The organism is Actinomycetospora sp. CA-101289, assembly GCF_050955895.1.
In the GTDB taxonomy this organism is placed as follows: domain Bacteria; phylum Actinomycetota; class Actinomycetes; order Mycobacteriales; family Pseudonocardiaceae; genus Actinomycetospora.
Genome location: NZ_CP192093.1, coordinates 2,789,849 through 2,806,757 on the forward strand (window position 1 = coordinate 2,789,849; position 16,909 = coordinate 2,806,757).

General features: G+C 75.0%; 20 protein-coding genes. 15 read left to right on the forward strand and 5 right to left on the reverse strand.

Features of this window, described 5'->3' with window-relative positions:
- Positions 1–17 precede the first annotated feature (17 nt).
- A complete protein-coding gene (locus ACQPX6_RS13905; RefSeq protein WP_433787904.1) occupies positions 18–848 on the reverse strand; it encodes an esterase/lipase family protein in 831 nt (276 codons plus the stop codon).
- Between the two features lie 76 nt (positions 849–924).
- On the opposite strand from ACQPX6_RS13905, the gene ACQPX6_RS13910 reads away from it, so the two are divergent.
- Complete coding sequence (locus ACQPX6_RS13910) at positions 925–1,836, forward strand: SCO6745 family protein (RefSeq protein ID WP_433788262.1); 912 nt, start codon at positions 925–927, stop codon at positions 1,834–1,836.
- A gap of 6 nt (positions 1,837–1,842) precedes the next feature.
- Here the strand turns inward: ACQPX6_RS13910 and ACQPX6_RS13915 are convergent, their stop codons facing one another.
- Positions 1,843–2,043, reverse strand: a complete 201-nt coding sequence (locus ACQPX6_RS13915) for a hypothetical protein (protein ID WP_433787905.1) — start codon at positions 2,041–2,043, stop codon at positions 1,843–1,845.
- Positions 2,044–2,121: 78 nt separating this feature from the next.
- Here ACQPX6_RS13915 and ACQPX6_RS13920 point away from each other — a divergent pair, with 78 nt between their 5' ends.
- From ACQPX6_RS13920 to ACQPX6_RS13935, 4 genes are all read left to right on the forward strand, one after another.
- Positions 2,122–3,051 (forward strand): FAD-dependent oxidoreductase, encoded by a 930-nt coding sequence (locus ACQPX6_RS13920; RefSeq protein WP_433787906.1) that lies wholly within the window; start codon positions 2,122–2,124, stop codon positions 3,049–3,051.
- 101 nt (positions 3,052–3,152) lie between these two features.
- On the forward strand, positions 3,153–5,066 hold the full coding sequence (typA, locus tag ACQPX6_RS13925) for a translational GTPase TypA (RefSeq protein WP_433787907.1): 1,914 nt from the start codon (positions 3,153–3,155) through the stop codon (positions 5,064–5,066).
- 86 nt (positions 5,067–5,152) lie between these two features.
- Positions 5,153–5,788, forward strand: a complete 636-nt coding sequence (locus ACQPX6_RS13930; protein ID WP_433788263.1) for a DedA family protein — start codon at positions 5,153–5,155, stop codon at positions 5,786–5,788.
- 99 nt (positions 5,789–5,887) lie between these two features.
- Positions 5,888–6,397, forward strand: a complete 510-nt coding sequence (locus ACQPX6_RS13935) for a DUF1360 domain-containing protein (protein WP_433787908.1) — start codon at positions 5,888–5,890, stop codon at positions 6,395–6,397.
- 22 nt (positions 6,398–6,419) lie between these two features.
- Here ACQPX6_RS13935 and gndA read toward each other — a convergent pair whose 3' ends face one another.
- Positions 6,420–7,859 (reverse strand): NADP-dependent phosphogluconate dehydrogenase, encoded by a 1,440-nt coding sequence (gene gndA / locus ACQPX6_RS13940; RefSeq protein ID WP_433787909.1) that lies wholly within the window; start codon positions 7,857–7,859, stop codon positions 6,420–6,422.
- Positions 7,860–8,086: 227 nt separating this feature from the next.
- Between gndA and ACQPX6_RS13945 the strand changes: the two genes are divergently transcribed.
- The 3 genes from ACQPX6_RS13945 to ACQPX6_RS13955 all read left to right on the forward strand — a co-directional run bounded on the left by ACQPX6_RS13945 (position 8,087) and on the right by ACQPX6_RS13955 (position 11,390).
- Positions 8,087–8,857 carry a GH12 family glycosyl hydrolase domain-containing protein gene (locus ACQPX6_RS13945; RefSeq protein WP_433787910.1) on the forward strand — a complete coding sequence of 257 codons (771 nt, stop codon included), beginning with the start codon at positions 8,087–8,089 and terminating at the stop codon, positions 8,855–8,857.
- An 81-nt stretch (positions 8,858–8,938) separates the two neighbouring features.
- Positions 8,939–10,267, forward strand: a complete 1,329-nt coding sequence (gene hisD / locus ACQPX6_RS13950; RefSeq protein ID WP_433787911.1) for a histidinol dehydrogenase — start codon at positions 8,939–8,941, stop codon at positions 10,265–10,267.
- Between the two features lies 1 nt (position 10,268).
- A complete protein-coding gene (locus tag ACQPX6_RS13955) occupies positions 10,269–11,390 on the forward strand; it encodes a histidinol-phosphate transaminase (RefSeq protein WP_433787912.1) in 1,122 nt (373 codons plus the stop codon).
- Here ACQPX6_RS13955 and ACQPX6_RS13960 read toward each other — a convergent pair.
- Both ACQPX6_RS13960 and ACQPX6_RS13965 read right to left on the reverse strand, forming a co-directional pair.
- The gene (locus tag ACQPX6_RS13960; protein WP_433787913.1) at positions 11,365–12,411 is read right to left on the reverse strand and encodes an NAD-dependent epimerase/dehydratase family protein; all 1,047 of its coding nucleotides are present in this window, start codon (positions 12,409–12,411) and stop codon (positions 11,365–11,367) included. The genes ACQPX6_RS13955 and ACQPX6_RS13960 overlap by 26 nt on opposite strands.
- Before the next feature lie 29 nt (positions 12,412–12,440).
- Positions 12,441–12,950: a winged helix-turn-helix transcriptional regulator gene (locus ACQPX6_RS13965; RefSeq protein ID WP_433787914.1), complete on the reverse strand. Its 510-nt coding sequence runs from the start codon at positions 12,948–12,950 to the stop codon at positions 12,441–12,443.
- A 99-nt stretch (positions 12,951–13,049) separates the two neighbouring features.
- On the opposite strand from ACQPX6_RS13965, the gene ACQPX6_RS13970 reads away from it, so the two are divergent.
- The 7 genes from ACQPX6_RS13970 (at position 13,050) to ACQPX6_RS14000 (ending at position 16,894) form a co-directional block, all read left to right on the forward strand.
- Positions 13,050–13,673, forward strand: a complete 624-nt coding sequence (locus ACQPX6_RS13970) for a dihydrofolate reductase family protein (RefSeq protein ID WP_433787915.1) — start codon at positions 13,050–13,052, stop codon at positions 13,671–13,673.
- A gap of 32 nt (positions 13,674–13,705) precedes the next feature.
- Positions 13,706–14,311: an imidazoleglycerol-phosphate dehydratase HisB gene (hisB, locus tag ACQPX6_RS13975; RefSeq protein WP_433787916.1), complete on the forward strand. Its 606-nt coding sequence runs from the start codon at positions 13,706–13,708 to the stop codon at positions 14,309–14,311.
- Positions 14,308–14,469, forward strand: coding sequence for a hypothetical protein (locus tag ACQPX6_RS13980; RefSeq protein ID WP_433787917.1), 162 nt, complete (start codon positions 14,308–14,310; stop codon positions 14,467–14,469). Before hisB ends, ACQPX6_RS13980 begins: the two co-directional genes overlap by 4 nt.
- Before the next feature lie 78 nt (positions 14,470–14,547).
- A complete protein-coding gene (locus tag ACQPX6_RS13985) occupies positions 14,548–15,204 on the forward strand; it encodes a class I SAM-dependent DNA methyltransferase (protein ID WP_433787918.1) in 657 nt (218 codons plus the stop codon).
- Positions 15,201–15,884, forward strand: coding sequence for an imidazole glycerol phosphate synthase subunit HisH (hisH, locus tag ACQPX6_RS13990; protein ID WP_433787919.1), 684 nt, complete (start codon positions 15,201–15,203; stop codon positions 15,882–15,884). The genes ACQPX6_RS13985 and hisH overlap by 4 nt, the downstream gene beginning before the upstream one ends.
- A gap of 100 nt (positions 15,885–15,984) precedes the next feature.
- On the forward strand, positions 15,985–16,431 hold the full coding sequence (locus tag ACQPX6_RS13995; RefSeq protein WP_433787920.1) for a YciI family protein: 447 nt from the start codon (positions 15,985–15,987) through the stop codon (positions 16,429–16,431).
- 46 nt (positions 16,432–16,477) lie between these two features.
- Complete coding sequence (locus ACQPX6_RS14000; RefSeq protein WP_433788264.1) at positions 16,478–16,894, forward strand: YciI family protein; 417 nt, start codon at positions 16,478–16,480, stop codon at positions 16,892–16,894.
- Positions 16,895–16,909 lie beyond the last annotated feature (15 nt).

The window sequence follows — 16,909 nt, forward strand, 5'->3', positions numbered from 1 at the left end:
GGAGCACCAAATTCTGCTCACGTGCCGGAGGTGCCCTCGGCACGCAGGGCGTCGCACTCGCCCGGGTCGGCGGTCGGCAGCGGCCCGGTGCCCAGGGCTCGCAGGACCAGGCCGACGCTCAGCGGGTCGCTGGGCAGCCGCGAGTGGGTGATCGTCGCGTCGCTGCACACGTCCTGCAGGCGTACGGGGTCGGTGCCCGGGAGCTCGGCGGACTCGGGCGGGGTCACGGTCTCGTCGTCGGCGGTCCACAGCGAGAGCCACGGCAGCCCGGGCGGCGCGGTCGCGATGCCCGTGAGCAGGGCGCTGCCGGGCGCGAGCTGCTGGCACGCCCGCGGGCACGCGCCGGGCACGAGCGCCCCGCCCGCGGCCGCGAGCTCCGCGCCCTGCAGCGGCGAGCCCAGCGTCACCACCCGGCGCACGGCCGGCGCGGTGCGGCCGCGGTCGAGGTAGACGCGGGTGGCGACCCCGCCCGCCGAGTAGCCGACGACGTCGACCGAGGGCGCGCCCTCGTCGAGCAGCCCGCGCACGGTGTCGTCGACGGTCGCGGCCTGGGTGACGAGGTCGCCGGTGCCCCCGGAGGGCAGGTCGACGATCACGGCGCGCCGCCCGTCGGCGCGCAGGCGCTCGGCGAGCGCGATGAACGCGGCGCGGTTGCCGCCGTAGCCGGGGACCATCACCACGGCGCCCGGGACGTCCGGGTCGGCGGCGGCCGGGACGCGGTACTCGCGGGCCACCCCGACGCCGACCAGCACGACGAGCACGGCGGCGAGCGCGAGCAGGGCCAGCAGGAAGGCCCGCCGGCGCGGGGCGAGGCCCCCGAGCGGGGCCCGGTCGGGCCAGGACGGCATGCGTCCAGTCTGCCCCGGGCGGGGGTCCGCTCGGCGTGGGACGGTGAGCGCCGTGGCCGCACCCTCCGACACCGCCGTGGACCCCGCCGACGCCGCCGCCCTCGCGGCGCGCCTCGAACCACTGCACTCGATGATCTACTTCGTGCCCGAGGTGGGCGAGGAGCTGGCGCCGGCCGGGATCACCCGCGACCGCGACCAGTACTTCGCCCAGCGCTCCGCCCCCATGGGCGCGGTGGGGCCGGGCGTGGTGGCCGCGACGTTCTTCAACTTCAACCCGGCGCTCGTGGCCCGCTCGGTGCCGATGGTCTGGGCGCAGGCGGCGCCGGCCGACGTCGTCAACGCCCGGCTGCGCGCCGCCGACGCGGCCCTGCGCCGCCTGCTCGACGACCAGGTGTCGTCGCGGGCGGTCACCGAGGCCGGCGAGCTCGTGCGGCGCGCGTGCGACGGCGCGACGGGGGAGGACCGCCCGCTCTACGCCGCGCACGCCGACCTGCCCTGGCCCGAGGAACCGCACCTCGCGCTCTGGCACGGCGTCACGCTGCTGCGCGAGCACCGCGGCGACGCCCACCTCCACGCGCTGCTCTCGGCCGGGCTCTCGGGCATCGAGGCGCTCGTGACCCACACCGCCACCGGCAGGGGCTTCACCGTCGCCTTCGCCCAGCGCAGCCGGGGCTGGTCGCCCGAGCAGTGGAGCGACGCGAGCGCCGGGCTGACCGAGCGCGGCCTCCTCGACGCAGGCGGCACGGAGCGCAGCGGAGCTGACGCGCCGGAGGCCGGGCACCGTGGACTCACCGAGACGGGCGTCGCCCTGCGCGCCGAGATCGAGGACCACACCACGCGCATGTCCCTCGGGCCGTGGCGCCACCTCGGCGCCGAGGGGACGGCGCGGTTGCGCGAGGTCGCGGCCCCGCTGTCGAAGGCCGTCCTGCCGGCGTTCGCCGTCGAGGGGGTCTTCGCGCCGCGCTCGCCCCGGGCGTCGTCGAGCTGACCCGCCTCAGGGCAGTCGGCGCGCCTCGACCGGAGCGTCGACTCGCTTGCGGTGCGAGCGCGCCAGCCACACGCCCCCGCCGACGACGAGCGCCGCCGGCACCAGCCACACCAACGCGCCGAGCAGCCACGACACCAACGGCAGGACCACGCCGCCGACCAGGACGAGCGCACCGATCCCCGCCAGGACCCACACCAGAATCTTCATGACCCGAGCCTGCGCGCCGCTGCGGGCCCGCGGATCGGGGTGCACCCTGATCCCGGTCTCGGGGTCGGGAGGGCGCACGTGCGGGTGACGGTGGTCGGGGCGGGCGTCGTCGGGCTCGCCACGGCGTACAGCCTGCGCGCGGCCGGGGCCGACGTGCGCTGCCTGGACACCGGCCCGCCGATGGGCGCCCGGTCGGTCGGCGACACGCGCATCTTCCGCGTCGCCCACGGCGATCCCGCGCTGGTCGCGGAGGCCCGCCGCGCCTCGGAGCTCTGGGACGACTGGTCGATGCGGGCGCGGCGGACGCTGGTCGGCGCCGAGCGCCTGGTGGTCACCGGGCCGCGCGTGCCGGCCTGGGCCGAGGCGATGTCCGCCGCGGGCGCGGTGCACCGGGTCGACCGCCACGGCGCCCTGCACGACCCCGCGGGCGGGGTGCTCGACCTCGTCGCCACCGGCGCCTTCCTCATCGCCGCCGTGTCGCCCGAGCGCGCGACGGTCACCGCCGTCGACGCCGACGGCACCGTGCACCTCGCGGACGGCGACCCCCTCGCGGCCGACGCCGTCGTGGTCACTGCGGGTGCCGGCACGCCCGCGCTCGTGGCGCCCCTGGGCGTGACCGTGCCCGACGTCCTCGAGCACCACGTCCGCTTCACCTTCGACGGCCCCGCCGACCGCCCCTGCCACCTCGACGGGCGCGCCGACGGGCCCCTGGCCAGCACCTACCAGCACCGCACGCGCTCGGGGCACTGGGCGATCGGGGCCACCTCGCCGACGCCGACACCGCGTTCGACCTGGGCGTCGAGGAGGTCGCCCGCCGGTCCCGCGAGGCCGTCGTCGACCACGTCCGCCGGCACCTCCCGCACCTCGACCCGACGCCGGTCGAGGAGGTCCGATGCACGCCGACCCGGGGCCTCGACGACGGTGTCCAGCGGGCCCGCGCCGGGGTCGTGCAGGTCGTCTGGGGCGAGAACCTGGCCAAGCTCGCACCCCGCATCGGTGAGGTCGTGACGGCCGACGTGGTGGGGGACACCCCGGTCGCCGCCGGTGGGCGGGATCACGCCCCGTAACCTGGAGGCGTCGAACCTTCCCTTCCGGCTGGAGTCCCCCGCGTGTCCGTCACCGCCCCCGAGCGTTCCGAGTCCACTTCGGGACGCGCCGACCTGCGCAACGTCGCCATCGTGGCGCACGTCGACCACGGCAAGACGACGCTGGTGGACGCCATGCTGCGCCAGTCGGGCGCCTTCGCCGCGCGCGCCGAGCTGGTCGACCGGGTCATGGACTCGGGCGACCTGGAGCGCGAGAAGGGCATCACGATCCTCGCGAAGAACACCGCGGTGCACCGTGACGGCGTCACCTACAACATCATCGACACCCCCGGCCACGCCGACTTCGGCGGCGAGGTCGAGCGCGGCCTGTCGATGGTGGACGGCGTGGTGCTGCTGGTCGACGCCAGCGAGGGCCCGCTGCCCCAGACGCGCTTCGTGCTGCGCAAGGCGCTCTCGGCGCACCTGCCGGTGATCCTGGTCGTCAACAAGACCGACCGCGCCGACGCGCGCTGCGCCGAGGTCGTCGACGAGTCCCTCGAGCTGCTGCTCGAGCTGGCCACCGACCTCGACCTCGACGACGACGTCGTCGCGCACCTGCTCGACCTGCCGGTGATCTACGCCAGCGCCCGCGCCGGCAAGGCGTCGGTCGAGCGGCCCGCCGACGGCGAGGTCCCGGACTCCCCGGACCTCCAGCCGCTGTTCGACACGCTGATGTCCGAGGTGCCGGCCCCGGCCGACGACCCGAACGGCGTCCTGCAGGCCCACGTCACCAACCTCGACGCCTCGGCCTACCTCGGGCGCATCGCGCTCTGCCGCGTGCGCTCCGGGCGCATCCGGCGCGGCCAGCAGGTCGGCTGGTGCCGCGAGGACGGGACCGTCCAGCGCGTCAAGGTCACCGAGCTGCTGCGCACCGAGGGCCTCGAGCGCGTCTCGGCCGAGTTCGCCGACGCGGGCGACATCGTCGCCGTCGCCGGCATCGCCGAGGTCACCATCGGCGACACCCTCGCCGACCCCGACGACCCGCACCCGCTGCCGCGCATCACGGTCGACGAGCCCGCGATCGCCATGACGATCGGCACCAACACCTCGCCGATGGCGGGCCGCGACCCGAAGCCGGGCACCAAGCTCACCGCGCGCCTGGTCAAGAACCGCCTCGACTCCGAGCTGGTCGGCAACGTGTCGATGCGCGTGCTGCCCACCGAGCGCCCCGACACCTGGGAGGTGCAGGGCCGCGGCGAGCTGGCGCTGGCCATCCTGGTCGAGCAGATGCGCCGCGAGGGCTTCGAGCTCACCGTCGGCAAGCCCGAGGTGGTCACCAAGGAGGTCGACGGCAAGGTCCACGAGCCGTTCGAGCGCCTCTCGGTGGACGTGCCCGACGACTACCTTGGCGCCGTCACCCAGCTCCTGGCGGCCCGCAAGGGCGAGCTGCTCGAGATGCAGCACTCCGCGTCCTCGCAGAACGTGCGCATGGAGTACCGGGTGCCCTCGCGGGGCCTGATCGGCTTCCGCACCGAGTTCCTCACCGAGACCCGCGGCACCGGCATCGCCAACCAGCTCTTCGACGGCTACGGCCCCTGGGTCGGCGAGCTGCGCGCGCGCATCTCCGGCTCGCTGATCGCCGACCGTGCCGGTGCGGTCACCGGGCACGCCGTCGCCCTCCTGGCCGACCGGGGCGAGCTCTTCGTCGGGCCGACCACGACGGTGTACGCCGGCATGGTCATCGGCGAGAACAACCGGTCCGAGGACATGGAGGTCAACATCGTCCGCGAGAAGAAGCTGACCAACATGCGTCAGTCCTCGCAGGACGTCCTCGAGCGCCTCACCCCGCCGCGCATCCTCTCCCTCGAGCAGGCCCTGGAGTTCTGTTCCGAGGACGAGTGCGTCGAGGTCACCCCGGGCGCCGTGCGCATCCGCAAGGTCGAGCTCGACTCGCACCTGCGCAACCGCCAGCGCATCCGCGCCAAGGCCCGCGCCTGATCGGGCCGCTTTCCGTGAGCTGGTCGACCGTGCAGGCAGCGGCACCGGGCGGCGGTGGCGGTCTGGCCGGGTGGGCGAGCGACCTCATGGCGACGCTCGGCGCGCCGGGCGCCGGCATCATCGTCGCCCTCGAGAACGTGTTCCCGCCGATCCCCAGCGAGGTGATCCTGCCGCTGGCGGGCTTCGCCGCCGGGCGCGGCCAGTTCTCGGTGTTCTCCGCGATCGCCTGGACCACCGGGGGCTCGGTGGTCGGCGCGGTCGCGCTCTACCTCGTCGGCATGCTCGCGCCCGAGCACCGGGTGCGCCAGGTGCTGTCGAAGATCCCGATGGTGCACCTCGAGGACGTCCGCCGGGCCGAGGGCTGGTTCGACCGCCACGGCCGCTGGGCGGTGTTCCTCGGGCGCATGGTGCCCGGCATCCGCAGCCTCGTGTCGCTGCCCGCGGGCGCCCGCCGCATGCCGTGGTGGGAGTTCGGCCTGCTCACGCTGCTGGGCAGCCTGATCTGGAACTCCGTGTTCGTCTACGGCGGCTACGCGCTGGGCTCGCGCTGGTACCTCGTCGAGCGCTACTCCGGGGTGTTCCAGATCGTCGTCGGGGTGCTGCTCGGGGCGCTCGTGCTCGTCATGCTGTTCCGGCGCTACCGCCGGCACCGCCGGAAGGTGAAGGCGATGCGCGCCCCGACCGAGGCGATGGACGCGGTGCCGGAACGTCCCGAAGGCTGATCCGGGAACCGATCGGGTAGCCGGAGCGGTCCCCGGTCGAGCACGAGCCGGTCCCCGCCGGCGCCCCCACGGGCGCCGCCGCACGACAGGAGGCGCACCGTGGCGCGACTGGCACAGATCGGACGAGACGAGGCCGCCGAGTACCGCGGCGAGAGCACCCAGCCCGTGGCGTCGCACGCGGCGTTGCTGGGCGTCTACCTCGCCCTGCTGGCGGTCGCGACCCTGCTGACCCGGGCCGCCGGGCGGGAGCTGGCCGAGGAGGTGTCGGTCAAGGACCTCGTGACGATGGCCCTGGGCACCCACAAGATCTCCCGCGCGATCACCAAGGAGTCGGTGGCGAGCCCGCTGCGCGCGCCGTTCACCCACCACAACGGCCAGGGCGGCCCGGCCGAGGTGATGGACGAGCCCCGCGGCGAGGGCGGCATGCGCCACGCCGTCGGCGAGCTGGTGACCTGCCCGTTCTGCCTCGACGTCTGGATCGTCAGCGCCTTCGGGCTCGGCCTCGTCGTCGCGCCCCGGCTGACCCGCCTCGTGGCGGGCAGCTTCTCGGCGCTGGCGGGCGCCGACTTCCTGCAGCTCGCCTACGCCCGGGCCCAGCAGGAGGCCTGAGACCGGCGCCGGGGGAGCGCGGTCAGCGCTCCTCCTGCGGGCGCCCCTCCTCGGCCCAGCGCGTGTGGAAGGTGCCCTCGCGGTCGGTGCGCCGGTAGGTGTGGGCGCCGAAGAAGTCGCGCTGGCCCTGGATCAGCGCCGCGGGCAGGCGCTCGGCGCGCAGGGCGTCGTAGTAGGCCAGCGCGGTGGAGAACCCGGGCGCGGGGATGCCCAGCTGGGCGGCGACGGCCACCACGCGCCGCCAGGAGTCCTGGGCCCCGGCGAGTGCCTCGGAGAACGCGCTGTCGACCAGCAGGGTCGGCAGGGCCGGGTCACGGCGGTAGGCGGCGGTGATCTCGTCGAGGAAGCGCGCGCGGATGATGCAGCCGCCGCGCCAGATCGAGGCGACCGCGCCGAGGTCGATCGACCAGTCGTACTCGGTGGCGCCGGCCTGGATCTGGTTGAAGCCCTGGGCGTAGGCGACGATCTTCGAGGCGTAGAGCGCCTGCTCGATGTCGTCGGCGAAGCCCTCGGCGGCGGCGCCCTCGAGCACCGCGCCCGAGGTGCCCGGCAGGCCGCGGGCGGCGTCGCGCAGGTCGCGGTGGCCCGACAGCGAGCGCGAGAACACCGCCTCGCCGATGCCGGTGACCGGCACGCCCAGCTCCAGCGCGCCCTGCACGGTCCAGCGCCCGGTGCCCTTCTGCTCGGCCTCGTCAGCGACGACGTCGACGAACGGCTTGCCCGTGTCGGCGTCGACGTGCGAGAGCACCTCGGAAGAGATCTCCATGAGGTAGGAGTCGAGCCGCCCGGAGTTCCACGAGCGGAAGGTGTCCGCGATCGCCGCGGGCTCCAGGCCCAGGCCCTTGCGCAGCAGGTCGTAGGCCTCGGCGATGAGCTGCATGTCGGCGTACTCGATGCCGTTGTGGACCATCTTCACGAAGTGGCCCGCGCCGTCGGCGCCGATGTGGGTGCAGCAGGGCTCACCGTCGACCTTCGCTGCGATGTCCTCCAGCAGCGGGCCGAGCGCGTCGTAGGCCTCCTTCGGCCCGCCCGGCATGATCGAGGGGCCGTTGAGGGCGCCCTCCTCGCCGCCGGACACGCCCATGCCGACGAAGTTGAGGCCCAACTCGCTCAGCGCCTTCTCGCGGCGGCGGGTGTCGAGGAAGTGCGCGTTGCCGGCGTCGATGATCACGTCGCCCTGCTCGAGGAGCGGGGTGAACTCGTCGATCACCGCGTCGGTCGCGGCGCCGGCCGGCACCATCAGCACGATGCGCCGGGGCTTCTCCAGGGCGTCGACGAACTCCTGCGCCGACTCGGACGCGACGAACGTCCCCTCGTCGGAGAAGTTGTCCACCAGGTCACGGGTGCGCTGCGCGCTGCGGTTGTGCAGCGCCACCACGTGCCCGTGCCGGGCGAGGTTGCGGGCGAGGTTCCGCCCCATCGTGGCCAGTCCGCTGACGCCGATCTCGGCTTTCGCACTCACGCGGTGCAGAGTGCCCACCCACCTGCCCGTCACACCAGTACCCGGCGGTGATCCACTCGGCGCGGTCGCTCCTCGTCACCGGTGTCCACGGCAGCGTCCGACACCCGATCGGGGCACACCGCGGGCGCGCCTGGCGCGTTGTGGGACGACGGCGTGCGCGGGCCTCCGGCCCCCGGCGCCGCGGCCACCGGGGGATGTTCGTGACGCGTGGGGGACGACGGCGGGGCGTGCACGGCGGGGTCGTCGGGGCGCTGGCGGCGGCGCTGATCGCGACGGGCCTGCTCGCCGGGGCGGGCAGCGGGTCCGCCGCACCCGCCCGGACCTGCGACCAGTTCGGGTCGTTCCCGCTGGCCGGGGCCACCTACGTCGTCCAGAACAACCGCTGGGGCGCGAGCACCGAGCAGTGCATCACCGCGGCCGCGAGCGGGGTCGGCTTCACCGTCGACACCGCGCGGCACACGAACACCACCGGCCCGGCGGCCTACCCGTCGATCTACCGCGGGTGCGTCTACGGCTACTGCACCCAGAAGAGCCCGTTCCCCCGCCGCGTCTCCGACCTCGGGAACCTGCGCTCGAGCTGGGTGACGTCGCGGCCGACCGGGGGCGGCACCCAGCAGTACAACACCGCCTACGACATCTGGTTCGACCCGATCGCGACCCAGGCAGGCCGCAACACCGGCGCCGAGATGATGATCTGGCTCAACCGGACCACGTGGGTGCAGCCCATCGGGCAGAAGTACTACGAGATCGTCCTCGCCGGCACCCGCTGGGAGGTCTGGTACGGCCGCATCGACCTGCCGGTGATCTCCTTCGTGCGCAAGACGCCGACGACGTCGGTCTCGAACCTCCCGCTCACCGACTTCGTCCGCGAGGCCACCCGCGCCGGGGTGGTGAAGTTCACCTGGTTCCTCACCAGCGTCCAGGCCGGCTTCGAGCCGTGGACCGGGGGCACCGGCCTGCGGACGTCGTCGTTCTCGGTGACCCGCAACGGGGCGTAGGTGCGCTGCGCGCACGTGAGCACTTCTTGGTGCTCTGGGCCGAAGAAGTGCTCACGTGCCGAAGGCACCTAGGCTGGTCACGTGCTGTCCCGGATCGACCTGCGTGACGACGTCCCCGCCCCCGCCGCCCTGCGCGCGATGCTGCCCCGGGCGGCGGTCGACATCGACGCCGTGGTCGAGCGGGTGACCCCGGTGATCGAGGCCGTGCGCGAGCGCGGGGTCGACGCAGTGATGGAGTACGCCGAGCAGTTCGACCGCGTGCGCCCCGCGTCGGTGCGCGTGCCCGGGCCCGCCCTGCGCGAGGCCCTCGTCGCCGTCGACCCGGACGTCCGCGCGGCGCTGGAGACCTCGATCGCGCGGGCGCGCACCGTCCACGCCGACCAGCGGCGCACCGACACCACCACCCAGGTCGTGCCCGGCGGCACGGTCACGGAGCGCTGGGTGCCGGTGTCGCGGGTGGGGCTCTACGCGCCCGGCGGCCTCGCGGTCTACCCCTCCAGCGTCGTCATGAACGTCGTCCCCGCCCAGGAGGCCGGGGTCGAGGGGCTGGTCGTCTGCTCGCCGCCGCAGGCCGAGTTCGGCGGCCGGCCGCACCCGCTGATCCTCGCCGCGGCGGCCCTGCTCGGCGTGGACGAGGTGTGGGCGGTCGGCGGCGCGCAGGCCGTCGCGCTGCTGGCGTACGGCGGGGTCGACACCGACGGCACCCCGCTCGAGCCGGTCGACATGGTCACCGGGCCCGGCAACGTCTACGTCACCGCCGCCAAGCGGGTGCTGCGCGGGCGCATCGGCATCGACTCCGAGGCCGGCACCACCGAGATCGCGGTGCTCGCCGACCACACCGCCGACCCCGTGCACGTGGCCGCCGACCTCATCAGCCAGGCCGAGCACGACCCGGCCGCTGCGTCGGTGCTGGTCACGACCTCGCCCGAGCTCGCCGATGCCGTGGACACCGAGCTCGACGCCCAGGTGGCCACCACCAAGCACACCGAGCGCATCACCACCGCGCTGGGCGGGCCCCAGTCCGGCGTGATCCTCGTGGGGTCGGTGGACGACGGCCTGCGGGTCGTCGACGCCTACGCCGCCGAGCACCTGGAGATCCAGACCGCGGACGCGCGCGGGGTGGCCGCCCGGGTGCGCAGCGCCGGCGCGGTGTTCGTCGGCCCGCACAGCCCGGTCTCGCTCGGCGACTACTGCGCCGGGTCCAACCACGTGCTGCCCACCGGCGGCTGCGCCCGGCACTCCAGCGGCCTGTCGGTGCAGACCTTCCTGCGCGGCATCCACGTCGTCGACTACTCCGCCGAGGCGCTGGCCGAGGTGGCCGACCGCGTCGTCGCCCTCGCCGACGCCGAGGACCTGCCCGCGCACGGGCAGGCGGTCACGGCCCGGTTCGGGCGACGGAAGGACCGCTGAGGTGTCCGACGTCATCGGCGCCGGGGTCACCCTCGACGACCTGCCCCTGCGCGACGACCTGCGCGGGCGCAGCCCCTACGGCGCGCCGCAGCTCGAGATCCCGGTCGCGCTCAACACCAACGAGAACCCGTTCCCGCCGCCCCCGGCGCTGGTGGCCAGCGTCGCCGCCGCGACGCGCGAGGCCGCCGCGACCCTGAACCGCTACCCCGATCGCGACCACACCGCCCTGCGGGGGGCGCTCGCGGCCTACCTGACCCGGGCGACCGGCGTCGCGCTCGCCACCGAGAACCTCTGGGCCGCCAACGGGTCCAACGAGGTGCTCCAGCAGCTGCTGCAGGCCTTCGGCGGGCCGGGGCGCCGCGCGCTGGGCTTCGAGCCGTCGTACTCGATGCACCCGATCCTCGCCGCCGGCACGCGCACCGAGTGGGTCCCGGCGCCGCGGCGCGACGACTTCTCGCTCGACGCCGACCAGGCCGTCGCGGTGATCGCCGAGAAGCAGCCCGACGTGCTGTTCGTGACCACGCCCAACAACCCCACCGGGCAGTCGATCGACCTCGACGAGCTGCGGGCGATCGCCGACGCCGCGCCCGGGCTGGTGGTCGTCGACGAGGCCTACGTCGAGTTCTCGTCCGGCCCGTCGGCCGTCGAGCTCCTCGAGCCGCTGGGCCACAAGCTCGTGGTCAGCCGCACGATGTCCAAGGCGTTCGCCTTCGCCGGCGGGCGGCTGGGCTACCTCGCCGCGGCGCCGGCGGTGATCGAGGCGCTGATGCTCGTGCGCCTGCCGTATCATCTGTCGTCGCTCACGCAGGCCGCCGCGCTCGCCGCGCTCGAGCACGCCGACGACACGCTCGCGCTGGTGGCGACGCTGGCCGCCGAGCGCGACCGCATCGCCGCGCGCCTGCACGACCTCGGCGCCCAGGTGGTGCCCAGTACCGCGAACTTCCTGCTCTACGGCGGCTTCCCCGCCCGCCACGGCGACGCGCACGCCGCCTGGCAGGCCTACCTCGACGCCGGGGTGCTCGTCCGCGACGTCGGCATCCCGGGGATGCTGCGGGTCACCGTGGGCACGCCGGCGGAGAACGACCGGTTCCTCGAGGTCAGCGCGGACGTCCTGCGGGCGTGAGCCCGGGGTCGAGCGTGTCGCGCAGGGCCTCCAGGCCGCTCCAGCGGGGACGCCATCCCAGCTCCTCGCGGGCGCGGGTGGTGTCGACGATCGGCGGGGCCGCGGCGGCCTCCACCCACTGCAGGGTCGGCGGCAGGGGCAGCCGCGCGGTGGCGCGGGCGGCGGTGCGCAGCAGCGTGTCCGGGACCGGCAGCGGGTAGGCGCCGACCTCGCGCAGCACCTCGTCGAGGCCGACGACGCCCTCGCCGGCGAGGTTGTAGGCGCCGGGTGGGCCGTCGCCCACCACACAGCGGCGCAGCGCGTCGCCCACGTCGTCGGCGTGCACGAACTGCAGCCGCAGCGTCGGCGCGAGCACCGGGACGGGCACGGGGAGCCGGCCGCGTCGCGCGCCCAGCAGGCCACCCAGTCGGCCTGCGGCGGCGAGCAGCGCCGGCAGGGGAGCGGGCAGGTCCTTGGCCCCGAGCGCGTCCGGGCCGACCACGATCGTGGGCCGCACCTGGTAGAGCGCCGTGTCGGGGTGCGCCCGCGCGGCCTCCTGCAGGCAGCGGTCGGTCTCGGCCTTGTCCTGCGCGTAGAAGAGGCGGTCGGCGGGGCGGACGGGCCAGTCCTCCCCGATGGCCGGCGGGTTGTCGGCGTGGAACCCGTAGGCCGCCACCGAGGAGGCGTTGACGAAGCGGCTGACGCCGGCCGCCGCGGCCGCGCGGAAGGCCTCGAGGGTGCCGTCGACGTTGACCGCGCGCAGCGTCGCGGGGTCGGCGTTGCCGGTGATGAGGAAGGCCAGGTGGACCACGACGTCCACGCCCGCGAAGGCGTCGCGCAGGGTGGCGGGGTCGCGCACGTCGCCCGGCCGGTACTCCATCGACGTCCAGCCGCGCGAGGCCGGGTCGAAGGGGCTGCGGGCGACGCCCACGATGCGCCCGACGCGCTCGTCGGCCTCGAGCAGCGGGACGAGCCCGGCGCCGAAGGTGCCGGTGGGGCCGGTGATCGCGACGGTCAGGCCCGTGCCGGGCGAGTCGGACATGACCGGCGTCTACCCGGACGGAGCCGGGTTCAGGCGGTGTTCTCGGCCGGGCGGGCCGCGGCGGTCTCCCGGGCCGCCGCGAGGCGCTCGCGCACCGGCGGCCGCTCGGGGTGGGGCCGGGGGACGGCCAGGTGCTGCTCGCGGAGCTCTGCCGTGAAGTCGGCCCACATCTCCGGCCCGCCCGCTTCGAGCAGCTCGGCGCGGACGGCGAGCTCCTCGGTGGTCTCGCGGTGGCGCAGACCCCAGGAGCCCAGCGCCACGAACACGGGGATCAGCGCGATCGAGGACTCGGTGAGGCTGTAGGTCGCCCGCCGTCCGCGCCCGGCGTCGTCGCGCGTGAGCATCCCGTCCTCGACCAGGCGGCGCAGCCGGTCGGCGAGGATGTTCGAGGCGATGCCCTCCTCCGAGCCGGCCAGCAGCTCGCGGAAGTGGCGGCGGCCGCCGAAGACGATGTCGCGCAGCACCAGCAGGGTCCAGTGGTCGCCCAGCGCCTCCACCGCCCGGTTGATCGGGCAGCCGGATCGGCCGTCCTGGCGCATGGTCCCTCCCGCGCTCGACTGGTTGCAGATTACCACTGCCCCGCGCTAGCGTCGCGACAGCCGGTTGCGAAGTGCAACCACTGTTCTCGGGAGCGCACCATGGCCTGCCTGCGCGTGCACGCCTTCACGATCACCCTCGACGGGTTCGGCACCGGCACCGACCAGCGCGCCGACGCCCCCTTCGGCGACGGCGTCGAGGGCCTGCACGACTGGATGATGCCGAGCTTCCGCGGCGAGGGCACCGGCGCCGACGACGCCGCGTTCCGGGCCGGGGACGAGGGCATCGGCGCGACGATCATGGGGCGCAACATGTTCGGCCCCGTGCGCGGGGCGTGGCCCGACGAGGCGTGGCGCGGCTGGTGGGGCGAGACGCCGCCGTACGGCCACGACGTGTTCGTCCTGACCCACCACCCGCGTCCCTCGCTCGTGATGGGCGGCGGCACGACCTTCCACTTCCTCGGGGCCACCCCGGCCGAGGTGCTCGCCCGCGCCACCGAGGCCGCCGGCGGGCGGGACGTCCGGCTCGGGGGCGGCGTGGCCACCGTGCGGGCGTTCCTCGCGGAGGGCCTGGTCGACGAGCTGCACCTCGTCGTCGCGCCGATCCTCGCCGGGGCCGGCGAGCGGCTCTTCGAGGGCCTCGAGGGCCTGCCCGCGGCCTACCGCGTCGACTCCCTGGTGCCCGGCGGGGCGGGCAACGCGCACGTCACGGTCGTGCGCCGCTGAGCCGGACCTCCCTCTCCCGGTACCGTGAGGGCGTGGCCCGGACCGGACGTGTGGAGCGCGTGACCAAGGAGTCGAGCGTGCTCGTCGAGCTCGACCTCGACGGCACCGGCCGGACGGAGGTCGCCACCGGCGTCCCGTTCTTCGACCACATGCTCGACGCGCTGGGCAAGCACGGCGCGTTCGACCTGGTCGTGCGGGCCACCGGCGACGTCGAGATCGACGCCCACCACACCGTCGAGGACGTCGCGATCGTGCTGGGCCAGGCGCTCAAGCAGGCGCTGGGCGACAAGTCGGGCATCCGCCGCTTCGGTGACGCCTGGATACCGATGGACGAGGCGCTCGCGCAGGCCGTCGTCGACGTCTCGGGCCGCCCGTACTGCGTGCACACCGGCGAGCCCGAGGTGATGACCGGCTTCGTGGTCGGCGGCAACTACCCGACGGTGCTCAACCGCCACGTGTTCGAGTCCATCGCCTTCCACGCCGGCGTCGCCCTGCACGTCCGGGTCACCGGCGGCCGCGACCCGCACCACATCACCGAGGCCGAGTACAAGGCCATCGCCCGCGCCCTGCGCGCCGCCACCGAGCCCGACGCCCGCCTCGAGGGCCCCGCGTCGACGAAGGGCGTCCTGGAGTCGTGAGCTCGTCCGACGTGCTCGTCGTCGGGCTCCTCGCGCTCGGCGGCTTCCTCATCGGCGGCGTGGTCAGCTTCTGGTCTCGCAACCGGCTCGTGGCCGGCGTCCTGGCGGCGCTCGCCGTCCTCGCCCTCGGCGGGGCGATCCTGCGTCTGGTGTCGTAGCGCCCCGGCGATCCGGACGGTTGACCCGGTGCACAACGGGAACCTCCGGCACGCAGACCGACGCCCGGGAAGGGGATCGTGGGTACCCCCGAGACCGCGGACACCGCCGACGCCGCCGCCCGGCTCGCGCAGATCACCGCCGCCACCGACGTCGCCGAGGTGCGCCGGCTCTACGACGACTGGGCCGCCACCTACGAGGACGTCGACGTCGCGGGCCTCATGGGGCACCCGGACGCGTCGCGGGTGGCCGACGTCGTCACCGAGATCGCCGGGCCGGGCGCCGACGTCCTCGACGCCGCCTGCGGGACGGGCCTGGTCGGCGCGGAGCTGGCCGAGCGCGGGTTCACCTCGATCGACGGGCTCGACCTCTCCCCGGGCATGATCCACCGGGCCCGGCGCCGCCGCGTCTACCACGACCTCGGCCCCGCCGACCTGCGCGACGGGGTGCCCGGGGCGTCGGCGAAGTTCGACGTCGTCACCTGTCGGGGCGGCTTCGCGCCGGGGCACCTCGGGCCGCGGGCACTGACCGGGTTCGCCCGGGTCGTGCGCGTCGGCGGGGTCCTCGTCGCCGCGGTCGACGACGCGACGTGGGCCGCCCACGGCTACGCGGAGGCGGTGGACCGGCTGCGCGCGCAGGGCCTCGTGCGGCCCGTCGAGCGGTCCGACCCGGGCCTGCTGGTGCTCGAGGTGCGCGGCGACGTGCCCGCCTCACGCTCGGTACCGTGGAGTCCGTGACCACGGAGACCAGCGCGACGACGACCCCGGCGCGCCGCCCCTCCCGCAGCCCGCGCGTCGTGGTGCTCGACTACGGCTCGGGCAACCTGCGCTCCGCCGAGCGGGCGCTGCAGCGCGTGGGCGCCGACGTCGAGGTCACCGCCGACCGGCAGGCCGCGCTCGAGGCCGACGGGCTGGTCGTGCCCGGCGTGGGCGCGTTCGCCGCCTGCGCCGCGGGCCTGCGCTCGGTGCAGGGCGAGCGCCTCGTCGAGCAGCGCCTGGCCGGCGGACGCCCGGTGCTCGGCATCTGCGTGGGCATGCAGGTGATGTTCGAGCGCGGCGTCGAGTTCGGCGAGGAGGCCGAGGGCGCGGGCCAGTGGCCGGGCACCGTCGAGAAGCTGCACGCCGACGTCCTGCCGCACATGGGCTGGAACACCGTCTCCGCGCCCGCCGACAGCGTCCTGTTCGCCGGCACCGACCCCGAGACCCGCTACTACTTCGTGCACTCGTTCGGTGTGCGGCGCTGGGAGCAGGAGGCGCCGGAGCACTTCGCGCCGGCGCGGGTCACGTGGGCGCACCACGGCGAGGACTTCGTCGCCGCCGTCGAGAACGGGCCGCTCTCGGCCACCCAGTTCCACCCCGAGAAGTCGGGCGACGCGGGCGCGCACCTGCTGACCAACTGGCTCGGCGTCCTGCGGTAGGAATTCCTCGGCCGAGGAGTGTCGAAGGACGGCGCACCCGTTCGACGCCTGGGCGAGCGGCGGGGGAGACGCCCCGCCGACGAGCCGCGAGGAGCACCCCATGCGCTACATGCTGATCATGCAGGCCCCCGAGTCGATGAGCGTCGGCGAGAGCGCCGGCCCGCCGCCCGAGGAGGTCTTCGAGGCGATGGGCCGCTACAACACCGAGCTCGTGGACGCCGGCGTCCTGCTGGCCGCCGAGGGCCTGACCCCGAGCGCCGACGGCTTCGTCGTCACCCACGACGGCGAGTCGGCCAGCGTCACCGACGGGCCGTTCGCCGAGGCCAAGGAGCTGGTCGCGGGGTTCTGGATCCTCGAGGTCGCCTCGCGCGAGGAGGCCGTGCAGTGGGCCCGGCGCTGCCCGATCGGCCCCGGCGTGACGCTGGAGGTCCGGCGGATCGCCGAGATGAGCGACCTCGAGGGCATCGCCCCCGCCGAGGTGCTCGACGCCGAGGCCACGCTGCGCCGGCGCGTGGCCGAGCGCGAGGCCGAGCGCGACCAGGTCTGACCCCCACCCCTCCCCGACGAGTCCCCAGGAGATCGCCGTGCGCTTCATGCTGCTGCTCAAGTACGACGAGGCCGCCCAGTCGGCCACCCCGCCCGACCCCGCCATGTTCGAGGAGATGGGCAAGTTCAACACCGCGATGGTCGACGCCGGCGTGCTGCTCGCCGGCGAGGGCCTGATGCCCAGCGCCCAGGGCGCCGTCGTCGCGTTCGACGGGGAGGAGCCGACCGTCAGCGACGGCCCGTTCACCGAGGCCAAGGAGCTGGTCGGCGGGTTCTGGATCCTCGAGGTCGACTCGCTGTCCGACGCCCTGTCGTGGGCTCGCCGGGCCCCGTTCCGCAGCGGCGAGCGCCTCGAGGTGCGCCGCGTGAGCGAGCCCGAGGACTTCGAGGGCATCGCCCCGCAGGAGGTGCTCGACGCCGAGGCGGAGCTGCGGGCCCGCCAGACCGAGCAGCACGGGAGCTGACCGGGCGGTGACCAC